8 protein-coding genes are annotated in these 16,144 nt (G+C 37.6%); 5 read left to right on the top strand and 3 right to left on the bottom strand.

What is annotated here, in order from left to right; genetic code table 11:
- The first annotated feature begins 16 nt into the window (after positions 1-16).
- From OZP08_RS11935 to OZP08_RS11925, 3 genes are all read left to right on the top strand, one after another.
- Positions 17-1,030, top strand: a complete 1,014-nt coding sequence (locus OZP08_RS11935; protein WP_268846322.1) for a dipeptide epimerase — start codon at positions 17-19, stop codon at positions 1,028-1,030.
- Positions 1,031-1,034: 4 nt separating this feature from the next.
- Positions 1,035-2,105 (top strand): aminotransferase class I/II-fold pyridoxal phosphate-dependent enzyme, encoded by a 1,071-nt coding sequence (locus OZP08_RS11930; RefSeq protein ID WP_268846321.1) that lies wholly within the window; start codon positions 1,035-1,037, stop codon positions 2,103-2,105.
- Positions 2,106-2,496: 391 nt separating this feature from the next.
- Positions 2,497-3,828, top strand: a complete 1,332-nt coding sequence (locus OZP08_RS11925) for an ammonium transporter (RefSeq protein WP_281321934.1) — start codon at positions 2,497-2,499, stop codon at positions 3,826-3,828.
- Between the two features lie 108 nt (positions 3,829-3,936).
- Here the strand turns inward: OZP08_RS11925 and OZP08_RS11920 are convergent, their stop codons facing one another.
- Positions 3,937-11,823 carry a YDG domain-containing protein gene (locus tag OZP08_RS11920; protein WP_281321933.1) on the bottom strand — a complete coding sequence of 2,629 codons (7,887 nt, stop codon included), beginning with the start codon at positions 11,821-11,823 and terminating at the stop codon, positions 3,937-3,939.
- A gap of 667 nt (positions 11,824-12,490) precedes the next feature.
- Between OZP08_RS11920 and OZP08_RS11915 the strand changes: the two genes are divergently transcribed.
- Both OZP08_RS11915 and OZP08_RS11910 read left to right on the top strand, forming a co-directional pair.
- Positions 12,491-13,255, top strand: a complete 765-nt coding sequence (locus OZP08_RS11915) for a slipin family protein (RefSeq protein WP_281321932.1) — start codon at positions 12,491-12,493, stop codon at positions 13,253-13,255.
- An 11-nt stretch (positions 13,256-13,266) separates the two neighbouring features.
- The gene (locus tag OZP08_RS11910) at positions 13,267-13,938 is read left to right on the top strand and encodes a ferredoxin reductase domain-containing protein (RefSeq protein WP_281321931.1); all 672 of its coding nucleotides are present in this window, start codon (positions 13,267-13,269) and stop codon (positions 13,936-13,938) included.
- Positions 13,939-14,146: 208 nt separating this feature from the next.
- Here OZP08_RS11910 and OZP08_RS11905 read toward each other — a convergent pair whose 3' ends face one another.
- The gene (locus OZP08_RS11905; protein ID WP_281321930.1) at positions 14,147-14,698 is read right to left on the bottom strand and encodes a hypothetical protein; all 552 of its coding nucleotides are present in this window, start codon (positions 14,696-14,698) and stop codon (positions 14,147-14,149) included.
- Complete coding sequence (gene tssD / locus OZP08_RS11900; protein WP_268846314.1) at positions 14,695-15,897, bottom strand: type VI secretion system tube protein TssD; 1,203 nt, start codon at positions 15,895-15,897, stop codon at positions 14,695-14,697. The genes OZP08_RS11905 and tssD overlap by 4 nt, the downstream gene beginning before the upstream one ends.
- Positions 15,898-16,144 lie beyond the last annotated feature (247 nt).

Here is a 16,144-nt window from a genome sequence, read left to right as displayed (position 1 = left end):
TTAACACCCTACTCCTATGAAAATCATTATTCGCACATTTAAATTACAGTTAAAACACACTTTTACGATTTCGAGAGAGTCTCATGATGTCCAACCAACACTGATTGTTGAATTACAAAGCGAAGGTTTTTCAGGACTTGGCGAAGCAACTTCGAATCCGTATTATAATATTACTGTAGATACGATGAGAGCGAATCTGGAAGCTATAATCCCTTTTATAGAATCACATACTGATGAAACTCCAGAGGATTTTTGGAATGGGGCTTTTGCTTTGTTAAAACATGATATGTTTGCATTATGCGCCTTGGACATGGCTTACAACGATTTGTATGCCAAGAAAAAAGGCAAAAAATTATACGAGTTATGGGGAAATTCTCCTTTGCACAATCCAAAAACTGATTACACCATTGGGATTGACAAAATAGAGAAAATGGTCATGAAGCTCAAAGAAATGCCTTGGCCTATTTATAAAATTAAATTGGGAACCAAAGACGACATTGCTATTGTTACCGAATTACGCAAACATACCAATGCCCGTTTTCGGATTGACGCTAATTGTGGTTGGACGGTTACCGAAACCATAAGTAATGCAATTGCATTAAAAAAACTGGGGGTCGAATTCCTCGAACAACCTATAAAAGCTGATCAATGGGCGGCTCACAAAGAAGTTTACAAACATTCTGTCTTACCAATTATTGCTGATGAAAGTTGTATTGTAGAAGAAGATGTTGCCAAATGTCATAATCATTTTCATGGAGTAAACATCAAACTAGTAAAATGTGGTGGACTTACCCCAGCTCGAAGAATGATTGCCGAGGCCAAACATTTAGGCATGAAAACAATGGTGGGTTGCATGACAGAATCCTCAGTTGGAATTTCGGCCATTGCACATTTATTGCCCGAATTAGATTATGTAGATATGGATGGCGCATTATTATTAGCCGAAGATATTGCCACTGGTGTTACCATAAAAGACGGAATCATACGCTACGCTGATTCCAACGGAATTGGTGCTGTATTAAAAATGTAACAACATGAAAGTAACTGAGATTCCTAATCGAATAATTTCCCTTGAAGGTGAAGAACACCTTTACTTTGGTGGAACCAATTATTTGGGAGTCACTACCCTGCCCGAGTTTCAAACCATTTTATTGGCAAGTTTGCAAAAATGGGGAACTGGTTACGGAAGTTCCCGTTCAGCTAACATCCAGTTGGAGGTTTACAAAAAGGCCGAGGATCTGTTGGCAAAACAAATAGGAACTGAAGCTACAGTTACCATTTCCTCTGGTATGCTAGCCGGTAAACTAGCATTAGAATTATTGCAGCAAACAACAGATTTAGTTTTTCATTTCCCCAACACTCATCCCGCTTTACTGCACCCCTTTTCTTTGCCTCTACTTCAAAACGAAAAATTAAATCCTTTTCTTTTTGACCCTACAGTTTCTAAAATTGGAATTGTAGCAGATGCCATCCCATCTCTAGAAGTTACCCCAATTGATTTAAGTATTTTACTTGAAATTCCAAAGGATAAAGAAATCACCTTGATTCTGGATGAATCCCATAGTATCGGAATATTGGGTGAGCAAGGTCATGGGGTACTTAATCAATACCAACTCCCAAATGTGTATCGAAAAATAAGCATTGCTTCACTAGGAAAAGCTTTCGGACTTACGGGTGGTATTATTGCCAGTGATTCGGATTTTATAACCGAATTAAAGCAACAACAAAATTTTATAGGAGCCTCAGGAATGAACCCTGCTTTTTTAGAAACCTATATAAACGCACAAGAACTTTACGAATCACAAAGACAAAAACTACAACTCAATTTATCCTACGTAGAAAATCATTTAATTCCTAATACTGAATTTACATTTGTTAAAGAATATCCAGCTATTTATTTTGACAACAATGACCTCCTGTATTTATTACTGGAAAACAAAATCATTCCAACCTCATTCCCTTACCCAACAGCTTCAGGAAAACTAAGCCGAATTGTAATTAGCGCACACCATACAAAAGAAGATTTGGATGCACTTGTAAAACAATTGAATATTTTTACGAATCAATCAACTAATTTTGATGGAGATATTAGATTTGTTCTATAAAAACCAGTATCATTAAGTTCTGGATTGCATCTCAAAACTCAACTCTATCTATCTCTTATAAAACAACATAGATACATAAAATTCTACTTTCTATCTTTATTACTTTATAAAATCCAGCAATAATGTCTTTTTGACTAATCAATTTTATAATGATTTACTTTCATAAATAAACCATATCTCTTTAAATCAAAAAAAATATTCCTTTTTTTTATTCCAAACAGAAAGACTCAAATTAAGCTATCGCCATTTTACAATACATTTTAATTGCTTGTTATTAATTTTATAGGGGTCAAAATGAAAAAATAATAAAAATAAAAAATCAACCCCTCTTTTAATACGGGGGTAGTTATTCATTTTGTATTTTCACATTGAATTCTAAAACAACAAAACAATGCGTAAAATAGTTTTAAGTGTGATTCTTATCACGATTTTGGTTCTATCCTATTGTTCTAATTTATTTTTAATCAACAACCCAACAAACCCTACTGAAGTTTCAAATTTCAATACTGGCGACATAGCCTGGATGCTGGTTGCTTCGGCATTAGTATTGTTGATGACTCCCGGATTAGGTTTTTTTTACGGAGGCATGGTCGGCAAAAAAAATGTCATCAGTACCATGCTACAAAGTTTCATGGCCATGATAATAGTAACCGTAATATGGGTTGTCATTGGCTTCGGGTTATCATTTGGTCCTTCTATAGGAGGCTTTATAGGAAATCCGCTCCCGAATTTATTTTTTCAAGGTGTAGGAACGGGAACTTCATGGGGATTGGCACCTACAATTCCATTTTTACTATTCGCATTGTTTCAAGCTAAATTTGCCATTATAACACCCGCTATTGTTACAGGTGCTTTTGCAGAACGAATCCGTTTTTGGGCTTATATGCTATTTATGGTATTGTTTATATTATTTGTATACACACCTTTAGCCCACATGACCTGGCATCCAAAAGGAATATTATTCAATTTAGGTGTCTTGGATTTTGCCGGTGGAACCGTAGTCCATATGAGTGCCGGTTGGGCAGCTCTTGCAGGAGCTATGTTTCTTGGAAAACGTAAAGTTCCTAAAGCAAACCCAGCGCGTATTACTTATGTATTATTGGGAACCGGATTATTATGGTTTGGCTGGTTTGGTTTTAATGCAGGATCCGCAATGGGTGCCAACGGTCTTGCCGCACAAGCATTAGGAACCACCACCGTAGCTGCCGCTGCTGCCTCTATGGCTTGGGTGTTTCTTGATAAAATTATGGGACATAAACTTTCAGCAATGGGAGCTTGTATTGGAGCCGTTGTAGGACTGGTAGCCATCACACCAGCAGCCGGATATGTTAGCATTCCACACGCCATAACCATAGGAATACTAAGCAGCATTGTAAGCAACATAATAGTGAGTAAATTCCCTAAAGGAAAAATAGACGATGCATTAGACGTATTTGCCTGTCATGGTGTTGGCGGAATGGTAGGAATGCTTTTAACCGGAGTATTTGCATCTGGTGCCGTTTATCCCGGTTTAGTTGCCAAAGGAGGTGCTGGACAAGGTCTTATTTTTGGAGAAACCAACCTTTTTATTCATCAATTAACCGCCTTGATAATCGTTTCCGTATTTGCTTTTAGCATGTCGTATATTTTATTCTATGTTGTAAACAAAATTACGCCATTAAGGGTAACCGAAGAAAAAGAAGAACTAGGATTAGACATTTCTCAGCACGGAGAATTTTTATAAAAATCAATTTACAAATATCTAAAAAAATACTCTTATTTTATAAAATTGTAAAGCCCTCCCAAATAAAATTAGGGGGGGCTTTATTTTAAAAATGTTTTAAAAATGTTTTTATTTTTTTATCAAGTTGAGTGATTTTGCATTAGCTCCTTGTCTAACCAAGACTAAATACTCACCAGAAGTGAATTCCTCTCCAAAAACAATCGGTAAACCACTATTTTTTTCGATACGTTTTACTCTACGGGCAAGCATGTCATACACCAAAACTTCGACTTTTTCATTACTTCCACCTTCCAATACTAAAGTAAACTGATTATCGCTCGGATTAGGAAAAGCTCTTACTGTAAATTCGGTAGACTCTGCAATTTCTTCATTACTGCCGATTGAATTAGACAAAGCATTTACGGTCAATTCAGTAGATTCTACAACTGTTTTATCTGATTGAATTAATTTTGCATTTGATACCGGAACTTTACAGTTGCTGGTACATTTACCCAAAAAGTCACCATGATTAAGATGCTCTTGCACCGCTGACTGATCTACGCAAATAGCCGTACACGGATTCTTAGCATTTCCCGTTTGATGACAAAGCGTAACTTTTGCAACACCACTATTTCCAGCAAAGCAACGTGCATCTTCAGCATCAACCCCAACTGACTGATTGTATGGTATAGTATAAGAACATCCATTGGCATCAACTACCGTAGCAATAAATCGTGCATCTGTAAGCAAAGTAACATTTACGGAATAACTTCCATTTAAAAGAATATTATTAAAACTTGTACTTACCGGATTACTTGAAATAGATTTTGACTGTGCCGTACTCGAATTAATAGTTTGGTATGTTGCATCTACATTTACCCAAGATTCATTACCAGTGTTATTAATATAGCCACTGATAAGTTTGCCTCCCACACGTTCAATTGGACGAGATGGTGAAACAGGTAAAGGATCTACCATCATTATTTCTACTCGGTAAGGCGCTTGTCCACCTTTTGGTTTTACTGTGATAGTTGCTGTCTGATCACCTGAATAACCAAAATAAAGATTAGGGTTATTGGTTGTAATAGTTGCAGACAAAGCTGTTGGTTCTGTAACAGTATAGGAACTCGTTTTTATACAATGATTAGCATCCGTTACTGTAACATTATAAGTGCCCGCTACTAAACCGGTTATACTTTGTGTTAAAGCACTATTACTCCACAAATAAGTATATGGACTTTTACCAAGAGCAGGTATAACTGTTGCTGTACCTGAATTACCAGCATTACAAACGTTGTTAGTACCTGTAGCAGTTGCAGTCATTATTGATTTAATAGTAATACTTGCAGTTGATGAAGAGCTATTATAATTGGAATTACCATCAAATGTTGCTGTTGCTGTATATGTCCCAGGTGCAGAGGGTGCAGAAGCAGAATTATAAGCGCCAGCACAATTTGTTCCAACATAACTAAAAGTAAACGGAGTCGTAATAGTAACTCCTCCAACACCAGTCGTATAAGCTGTCACTGCATGGGCATTATCATCAAAATTAAATATTCCTCCTGTTGCACTTACGCTAGTATTGGCTTTGCCAATCACTATTGCAACTGTTCCTGATTCATCAAGATAATTTGTACCTCCTACAAAATTCCAATTTGCAGTACCTCCTGGAGCATTCGTAAAGCTAGAACCTAAAATTAATGTGCTACCAGCCGCTGTAGGATCAAGAGCAACTCCCGTAACAGAGCCTGTTGCTCCATGTGGCAATGCATTATATACACCTGTATAACCCGTTACGGTTACATCAGCATCGGCTTTACCTATGAAATTATTTAGCGTTCCATTTAGATTATTATAGTTTCCAGTAACATCTGTAAACGTCCATATATCAGCTATATAAGTTCCTGCATTAGTATGTGTTGTACCGCTTACCACCAATCCTACTAAAGCTTCGGATAAAACCCCTTTTGCAGTTCCAAGGGAGGTATGTGCAAGTCCGTTATAGGTAACATTATAAGGCGTAACCACAATCGTTGGATCGATTTTACCAATAACATCCTCAATGGTTGCTCCTGCCGGATTGTAGTTTGTGTTTCCGGCAAATGACCAGGAATCTGACGAATATGTTCCGGCATCGGTGTGTTTGGTGTTGGTCAAAACAATATCAGCCGTAAAGTTCTCGCCGTTCACTCCCGTTGCGGTGGTTACCGTTGCGGTATGTTCCGTGGCATCATAAGCCACGTTGTAAGGCGCAACTACTATTGTTGGGTCGATTTTACCAATAATGTCCTCGATGGTTGCCCCTGCCGGATTGTAGTTTGTGTTTCCGGCAAATGACCAGGAATCTGACGAATATGTTCCGGCATCGGTGTGTTTGGTGTTGGTCAAAACAATATCAGCCGTAAAGTTCTCGCCGTTCACTCCAGTTGCGGTGGTTACCGTTGCGGTATGTTCAGCGGCATCATAAGCCACATTGTAAGGTGCAACCACAATCGTTGGATCGATTTTACCAATAACATCCTCGATGGTTGCTCCTGCCGGATTGTAGTTTGTGTTTCCGGCAAATGACCAGGAATCTGACGAATATGTTCCGGCATCGGTGTGTTTGGTGTTGGTCAAAACAATGTCTGCCGTAAAATTCTCGCCGTTCACTCCCGTTGCGGTGGTTACCGTTGCGGTATGTTCCGTGGCATCGTAAGCCACGTTGTAAGGTGCAACTACTATTGTTGGGTCGATTTTACCAATAACATCCTCGATGGTTGCTCCTGCCGGATTGTAGTTTGTGTTTCCGGCAAATGACCAGGAATCTGACGAATATGTTCCGGCATCGGTGTGTTTGGTGTTGGTCAAAACAATATCAGCCGTAAAATTCTCGCCGTTCACTCCCGTTGCGGTGTTTACCGTTGCGGTATGTTCCGTGGCATCGTAAGCCACGTTGTAAGGTGCAACTACTATTGTTGGGTCGATTTTACCAATAACATCCTCGATGGTTGCCCCAGCCGGATTGTAGTTTGTGTTTCCGGCAAATGACCAGGAATCTGACGAATATGTTCCGGCATCGGTGTGTTTGGTGTTCGTCAAGACAATGTCTGCCATAAAGTTCTCTCCGTTCACTCCCGTTGCGGTGGTTACCGTTGCGGTATGTTCGGTGGCATTGTAAGCCACGTTATAAGGTGCAACTACTATTGTAGGATCGATTTTACCAATAACATCCTCGATGGTTGCTCCTGCCGGATTGTAGTTTGTGTTTCCGGCAAATGACCAGGAATCTGACGAATATGTTCCGGCATCAGTGTGTTTGGTGTTCGTCAAGACAATATCAGCCGTAAAATCCTCACCGTTCACTCCAGTTGCGGTGGTTACCGTTGCGGTATGTTCGGTGGCATTGTAAGCCACGTTGTAAGGTGCAACTACTATTGTAGGATCGATTTTACCAATAACATCCTCGATGGTTGCTCCTGCCGGATTGTAGTTTGTGTTTCCGGCAAATGACCAGGAATCTGACGAATACGTTCCGGCATCGGTGTGTTTGGTGTTGGTCAAAACAATGTCTGCCGTAAAATCCTCACCGTTCACTCCTGTTGCGGTGGCTACCGTTGCGGTGTGTTCGGTGGCATTGTAAGCCACGTTGTAAGGTGCAACTACTATTGTTGGGTCGATTTTACCAATAACATCCTCGATGGTTGCCCCTGCCGGATTGTAGTTTGTGTTTCCGGCAAATGACCAGAAATCTGACGAATATGTTCCGGCATCGGTGTGTTTGGTGTTCGTCAAAACAATGTCTGCCGTAAAGTTCTCTCCGTTCACTCCCGTTGCGGTGGTTACCGTTGCGGTATGTTCGGTAGCATTGTAAGCCACGTTGTAAGGTGCAACTACTATTATTGGGGCGATTTTACCAATAACATCCTCGATGGTTGCTCCTGCCGGATTGTAGTTTGTGTTTCCGGCAAATGACCAGGAATCTGACGAATATGTTCCGGCATCGGTGTGTTTGGTGTTCGTCAAAACAATGTCAGCCGTAAAATTCTCGCCGTTCACTCCCGTTGCGGTGGTTACCGTTGCGGTATGTTCGGTGGCATCATAGGCCACGTTGTAAGGTGCAACTACTATTGTTGGGTCGATTTTACCAATAACATCCTCGATGGTTGCCCCTGCCGGATTGTAGTTTGTGTTTCCGGCAAATGACCAGGAATCTGACGAATATGTTCCGGCATCGGTGTGTTTGGTGTTGTTCAAAACAATGTCGGCCGTAAAATTCTCGCCGTTCACTCCCGTTGCGGTGGTTACCGTTGCGGTATGTTCAGCGGCATCATAAGCCACATTGTAAGGTGCAACCACAATCGTTGGATCGATTTTACCAATAACATCCTCGATGGTTGCTCCTGCCGGATTGTAGTTTGTGTTTCCGGCAAATGACCAGGAATCTGACGAATATGTTCCGGCATCGGTGTGTTTGGTGTTCGTCAAAACAATGTCTGCCGTAAAATCCTCTCCGTTCACTCCCGTTGCGGTGGTTACCGTTGCGGTATGTTCGGTGGCATCATAAGCCACGTTGTAAGGTGCAACTACTATTGTAGGATCGATTTTACCAATAACATCCTCGATGGTTGCCCCTGCCGGATTGTAGTTTGTGTTTCCGGCAAATGACCAGGAATCTGACGAATACGTTCCGGCATCGGTGTGTTTGGTGTTGGTCAAAACAATGTCTGCCGTAAAGTTCTCGCCGTTCACTCCCGTTGCGGTGGCTACCGTTGCGGTATGTTCGGTAGCATTGTAAGCCACGTTGTAAGGCGTAACCTCAATTGTTGGGTCGATTTTACCAATAACATCCTCGATGGTTGCTCCTGCCGGATTGTAGTTTGTGTTTCCGGCAAATGACCAGGAATCTGACGAATATGCTCCGGCATCAGTGTGTTTGGTGTTGTTCAAAACAATGTCTGCCGCAAAATTCTCGCCGTTCACTCCCGTTGCGGTGGTTACTGTTGCGGTGTGTTCGGTGGCATCATAAGCCACGTTGTAAGGCGTAACCTCAATTGTTGGGTCGATTTTACCAATAACATCCTCGATGGTTGCTCCTGCCGGATTGTAGTTTGTGTTTCCGGCAAATGACCAGGAATCTGACGAATATGCTCCGGCATCGGTGTGTTTGGTGTTGGTCAAAACAATGTCTGCCGTAAAATCCTCACCGTTCACTCCTGTTGCGGTGGCTACCGTTGCGGTATGTTCGGTGGCATTGTAAGCCACGTTGTAAGGTGCAACTACTATTGTTGCATTTGCTTTATTGATTACTCCAATTGTATTATTTACAAACAAATAAGCATAATTATTACCATTATTGCCGTCCGTTACAGAACCGGATGGTATTAGTATTTTATTCGTACCAGCACTTGCATTACTGTATACTTCTATGAAATTGGTCACATCACCACTTTGTACCGCTCCGGATGTAACTGTTGGTGTTGCTGCTGCACTTGTATTCCCATCATATATTTTCGTATTTGTAGCTGCAGTAACTGTTATAGCTAGAGCAGTAATTTGGCGATTAGAACCAGTAGTAAGATTATTAAAAGTGTAAGTATAATTATTCCCTCCGTTTCCATCAGTTACAGAACCGGATGGAATTAAAGTCTTAGCTGTTCCCACATTTTTATTATTATATACTTGAGTAAAGTTAGCTACGTCTCCCGTCTGAATAGCACCTATAGTAACTATTGGCAGGGATGGCGAGCTTGTTGTTGCATCATAAACTTTTGAGCTTTGTGCTCCCGTAATTGTCAATGCACGACTAGTAATTGTTCCATTATTGCTTGCAAAATATATGTATGTATAATTATTACCACTGTTGCCATCCGTTACGACTCCTGATGGCATTAAAGTCTTAGCGCTACCAACATTCCTGTTATCATATGTTTGGGTAAATGCAGCAATATCCCCTGATTGAACAACACCCGATGTGATTGCTGGCGGAGTTGACGAACCAGTTCCGCCATCATAGATTTTACTGGTTACTGCACCATTAATCGTTAATGCTCTAGCATTAATAACACCAGTTACATCATTCACAAATGTATAAGCATAATTATTGCCACTATTTCCGTCATTAACAATCCCCGCTGGAATTAATATCTTACTTGAACCTACATTTTTGTTGGCATAAACTTCTGTAAAAGCTGCAACATCACCTGTTTGCACGACACCTGAAGTAACTATAGGCACAGATGCAGCACTAGTTGTTCCGTCATACGTTTTTGTATTTGTTACTGCTGTAATCGTTATTGGCAACATATTGATCGTTCCAGTAGCACTTGTAGCCAATGTCACAATATAGTTTCCTGCCATATTTGCATTACTTCCATCAACAATAGAAACTAATACTGGCGTCATAGTTTTGCCTACACCTTGATTCTTTGTAGTATAAGTTTCATTAAATATCCCCACATCTCCACTTGCTAATGTTCCGTTTGTAATTGTAGGTACTGCAGCGGCAATTGTAGTTCCATCATACATTTTTGTATTAGCTGTTGCTGTAACTGTTATTGGTCTTTTATTGATTACACTGTTGGCACTTGTGGCAAGTGTAACAGAGTAATTTCCTGCCATATCCGTACTGCTACCATCAACAATAGAAACTAATACAGGTGTCATAGTTTTGCCGCTACCCTGATTTTTAGTATCATAAGTTTCGCTAAATGTCCCTATATCTCCACTTACCAACGACCCAGTTGTAATAGTTGGTATTGCAGCTGCTGTTGTAGTTCCGTCATACGCTTTTGTATTGGCAGCAGCGGTTACCGTCAATGTCCGTGCATTAATTACTCCAGCTGAACTATTTACAAAAGTATAAGCATAGTTGTTACCACTATTGCCATCATTTACAATTCCAGACGGAGTTAATGTTTTGCCTACACCTTTATTTTTCGTATCGTAAGTCTCTGTGAAACCCGATGTATCTCCAGTTTGTATACTACCTGATGTAATTGAAGGAGTTGATGCCGAACTTACAGTTCCATCATAGTTTTTTGTATTCGGAGCTGCTGTTATGGTTAATGTGCGAACAGTAATATTTGCTGTTGTTGAGGCAGCAGTATTTACTGTATAGTTACCTGCATCTACACCCGATAAACTAAGTCCAGTTGCATTCACAATTTTTTCTGTTCCTACATTTTCATTAGGAGTAAATGCAGCTGTACCACCGGTGTATGAAACTACATCTGCTCCAACAAGGCCTGCCAAACTTCGCGTGGCAATAGTGGCAATAGTCGTGTTATCATATATCTTGTTACTTACTGTAATTGATCCTGTAAGTGCCCGTTTGTTAATAGTAAATATTTGTGTACCTGATTTGCTTCCAGAACCTCCACCTCCAGTAGCCGTTACGGTAAAAGTAGGAGGAGATACCGGAACTTTAGTCGTATTTAGAGTAGTCACCGTAAGTGTCAAATTCTGAGTTCCATTTGGAGCAAGGGTAAAAGTGGGATTGCTGAAAACGGCACTACTTATATCAGTTGGTAAACCTGTTACACTCATCGTTACGGAAAAATTACCACTAGTATTAGATGCAGTAACTACAATGGGATATGTAACGGAACTACTGGTACCATATACAAGACTAGTGCTTTGAGCACCAACTGTTACTGTACTTAAATTTCCATCCGTAAACACTACCTCCGCATGTAAACCACTTGTTAGTCCATCAGCAGTAGCTCTCAAAGTAGAACCCAAGCAATCATCCTCGCAAACATGCCAAGTCGTGACAAAATTACCATTCTCATCTGCGATAACTACCCAAGAATCATGGTCTTCGCCACTATCCGGTGTTTCATCCGCATGTCTAACTACCATTGAAACCGTTTCTCCTGGCAAGAAACCAGTACCGGTTAATGTACAAGTTGATCCCGGTGCATAATCCTCTTGATCTGAAATAAGAATTTGCCCATAAGAGGCAGTTGCAAAAAATAAATTTGCAATTAAAAAAACAATCGTTAAAAATCCAGCTTTAGGTAGAAATGTTTTCATATTTAATAATTTTAAAATAATAAATAACGAATACAACACATGAAACAATTGAAATCTAAAAACAACGGAATTGGGAATTCCAATTTTTATTAAAACAATGAAATTAAATTCCTTAAAAAAGTGATTAAGGCATTTATTGCGTCAAAAAGAGGCAACTTTATCACACAATTTTCAAAAAATTCTACACTAAGCTACATTATTCTAAAATCAAGACATTGCTTTTTTTAATATTTTCGATGAAAGCATTTAAAAAAACTTCAAACTACATTATTTAAAATAAAAATGGTTTTAAAAAACTTTAACAACTCATTTAGAATCATTTAGCTACAACATAATTCTTGTAAGGATACTCATTTGTATCATAATTAAGCTTAATTTATTTTCAAAATAGTTACAATTAATGCCCTTAATAATACCCCATCTTATTTTTAGAAGAAATTATTTATTTGTTTATATGTGACTTTTAGGTCAATTTTTCCATTAAAAAAAAGTAAAGCAATAACAATCAAATCATTACATGGTTTTTATGATTTATTTATTTTGTATCTTTACTACTGATTTTAATCAAATCAACTACTTCTCTAATGCCATATAATGCTAATTTTCCAAATCACTGATTGATATATTGTAAATGATCTAAAAAATTCAATATTAAAAAACAACCATCATGACTCCCATCCAGATTATCGCAATAATAGCAATACTGTTCATAATAGTTGGAATTCGCATTGCCCAAGAATACCAACGTGGAGTGGTCTTTAGACTTGGTCGCTTCAAAAACATAAAAGGTCCGGGAATTTATTGGATTATTCCTTTTATAGAGAGACAACAACGAGTAGACATTAGAACGAATACTGTAGATCTCGAACAACAAGAAACTATCACAAAAGACAGTGTAACGATCAAAGTAAATGCAGTACTATGGTTTAAAATAACAAATCCAGAGAATGCAATTATTAAAGTAGCAGATTACAACAAAGCAGTTTATCAATTCTCAGTCACCGCTTTAAGAAACATTATCGGACAACATTCTCTAGACGAAGTATTAAGAGAAAGAGAACAGATCAATGGAACTCTTCAAAAAATTGTGGATTCAGCAACTGAACCTTGGGGAATTAAAATTGAAATGGTAGAAATGAAAGATGTCGAAATCCCAGAAGCAATGCAAAGAGCCATGGCTCGTGAAGCTGAAGCCATCAGAGAAAAAAGAGCCCGAATCGTAAAAGCTGAAGCCGAATTAGAAGCCTCCATTAAACTAACTCAAGGGGCAAAAAAAATGGAAGAAAGCCCAATTGCACTCGAATTAAGACGTATGCAAATGTTAGCAGAGATAGGTATTGACAACAACACCACTACGGTGATACTCATACCATCAGACTTCACAAGTGCAGCAAAAAGTTTTGCAAAACTAGTCGATGAAAAATTAGATTAATAACAAACTCCATGGACAACACTCACATTGTAAAAATATTGAAAGCATTTTATATCACCCATGATGTAAAATGTTTTATTGTTGAAAAACCTTCTGGATACGATTTCATTCCAGGACAAGCTACCGATGTCTCCATAAATCTACCTGAATGGCAAGATAAATTACGTCCTTTTACCTTTACCAATTTAAGAGAACAAAATTATCTTGAATTCATGATTAAGATATACAACGACCATGAAGGTGTGACCAATAAACTAGGCAGCACCAATGCTGGAGCTGAATTGATTCTGCATGATGTTTTCGGAGCTATTCAATACAAAGGGCCAGGTACTTTCATTGCCGGTGGTGCTGGTATTACACCATTTATTTCTATCTTCAGAGATTTATACAAGAAGCAACTCATCGCCTACAACAGACTTATTTACAGTAACAAAACCACCGAAGATGTGATTATGGCCGAGGAATTACAAAAAATGCTAAAGAAAAATTTTTTGAAATTATACACCCGCGAAAACGTTATGGGATATATCGAAAAAAGAATTGATCGCAATTTCCTAATCGAAAACATAGCCGATTTTAGCCAAAACTTTTATGTCTGCGGTCCCGCAGATTTTGTAAAAAGCATCTCTAAAAACTTATTGGATCTAGGCGCGACTGCAAATACGGTAATTTTCGAAAAATAAAAATCACACCATATTTGTTAGTTCACAATTTCTTCCGTTATTGTTTTTCCAGTTTTAGCATCTATTCTGAAAAATTTATGTTTAGCGTTGGATATTTTATATAAGCAATGAGATTAAAAATAATTTTTTATTTAGTACGATATAAGTCTTTGCTTAAATTTTGATATTGTAAAATAGAACAATATATTGTTCCAATTATTTAAATATTTTATTCTTCATATGTAAATAATTCTTTAAAAACGTTGTTTCGTTTATTGTTAAATATTGTTTCTAAACTTATTTTTTTTTTCTTTTTTGACTTTACATTTTGACTATAACCAAACCAATTATCCTTATCATCTTTGTATACTACATCATATTGGTATTTTTGGAGATAATAATAATTACCAACTGAACTTTTTGAAATATATAGTATTACATTTTTATATTTTTCAAAGTTTGGAGTTCCATAATGATCATAAACAATAAATTCTATAGTATCCGTTTTTAAGTCATTAAAGATATTTTTTAAGATTTTATATTTTACACGAAATGCTCTGTCCATAACATGTTTTATTTTCAAAATAGAATCTTTTTCGACAGGATCATACACTTTTACAGCATTGTTTTTATTGGGGTCGAATTCTTCTATTGATACTTTTTCTCCTATAAACGCAAAAAGATTTATTTTTTCGTTTTTATCATAAAAATCTGTTTTATTTTGGCTGTTTCCCGCAAAGCAAAAACTAAGAAATAAAATTAATGTTGTTATATTTTTCATTTTCGACCAACTTTTAGATTTAAACATTCTAAACCAACATTAACTATTTTTTTACCCTGACCTTTCCCTATACTTTTTCCAATACCTTTTGTTTCTTTGCCTGTTGGATCAACTCTATTTATAATAACTTCAGCTGTTTTGCTATAAAAATTCCAACTATCTAAAGAGTAAATTTCTATACCTAATGACATTGCAGTTGCTTGATCTATAGAAGATGTACCGAAGCCATTTTCTTTTGTATCTGTAGACCCGAATACTTGATTTGGATTTGTAGGTTCGGATTTCATTAAATTATGCGTATGAACTTGACCCAAAAGTGGATATCTTTTTCCATCTGCCTTAATTGTTGGTGATTTACTATAAATTGTTTTTCCATTATCGTCTTTACCAATACCTTTATATTCTGCATCAATTTCTGTTAGACCATCAACCCCTTCTGGTCCAAATACAGCTTCAACATTTGCAGTATCTCTATTTAGAACAATAAATATTTGTTCTTCAACTTTATTCGTTAAAGCGTGAATTTCTTGAATTTTTTCTTGAATTTGTATGTCATTTACAAGTACAACTCTGCTATCACTTTTTAGTTTATTTACTTTTTCAGTGTCATCTCCAATCGCATTCGCATCCTCCCAGTCGTATCTATCTATTATCCTAATATCTCCAGTTACTTTTCCATAATTATATAATACGGTTGCGTCAGATTTATCTAAATAGATATCATCTATTTCAACTTTTTCTTTCTCCTCTTCTTTTTGAGGTTGGTATGGTGCTGGTTCACTTGGTGGGATCCAGGATTTATTCCAATGTTTAACTAGTTTTGCTCCATAGTCCTGAATGGCTGGAGAAATGGTAAGATGAGTTTGCATATTACCGGTATGATAGGTAGAGAATATTTCCGAAAACCCGACTATATAAGTGTCCTTAAATTTGTATTTTCTGGTTACAGCTTCATTAATACCTTTATCCCAAAAATGTATTTCTCCATCTTCCATTCTGTCTGTTTCCAGCTCCACTTCTTTGGTCATATTATGCATAAAAACATCATCATTTTCTTGTGTAGTAAATACCAATGTTATCATGCCGCCTTCCATGTCTGATCTTGGTGAGCCTTTCCCGCAAGTAAATTTATCATAACTCATACTTGTCCAGAGCAACTCTCGTTCTTCTCCTAAAAAATATAATTTTGCGTTTGTCATTTGTTTATGTACAATTTCGTCTAAAGTTTTTTTTCAAATATATAAATTAATGCCGAAAATACTGATAAAATAATCTTTAGCTTTGCGTCTTTTCTTAAAAACAACTTCCTTTGATTCAGAGATTTTATAGCAAGCCGTATTAAGTAACAAATGATTACAGTTGGGTGTAATTCAATTTAAATAATAATAAACCACATAGAGACATAGATTTATGACTAATCATTAAAGATTTGATAGAAAATAGCTC

The organism is Flavobacterium aestivum (genome assembly GCF_026870175.2).
Lineage (GTDB): Bacteria > Bacteroidota > Bacteroidia > Flavobacteriales > Flavobacteriaceae > Flavobacterium > Flavobacterium aestivum.
Note: the sequence above shows the minus strand (reverse complement) of the source record. Positions and strands in the feature narration are given on the sequence as shown.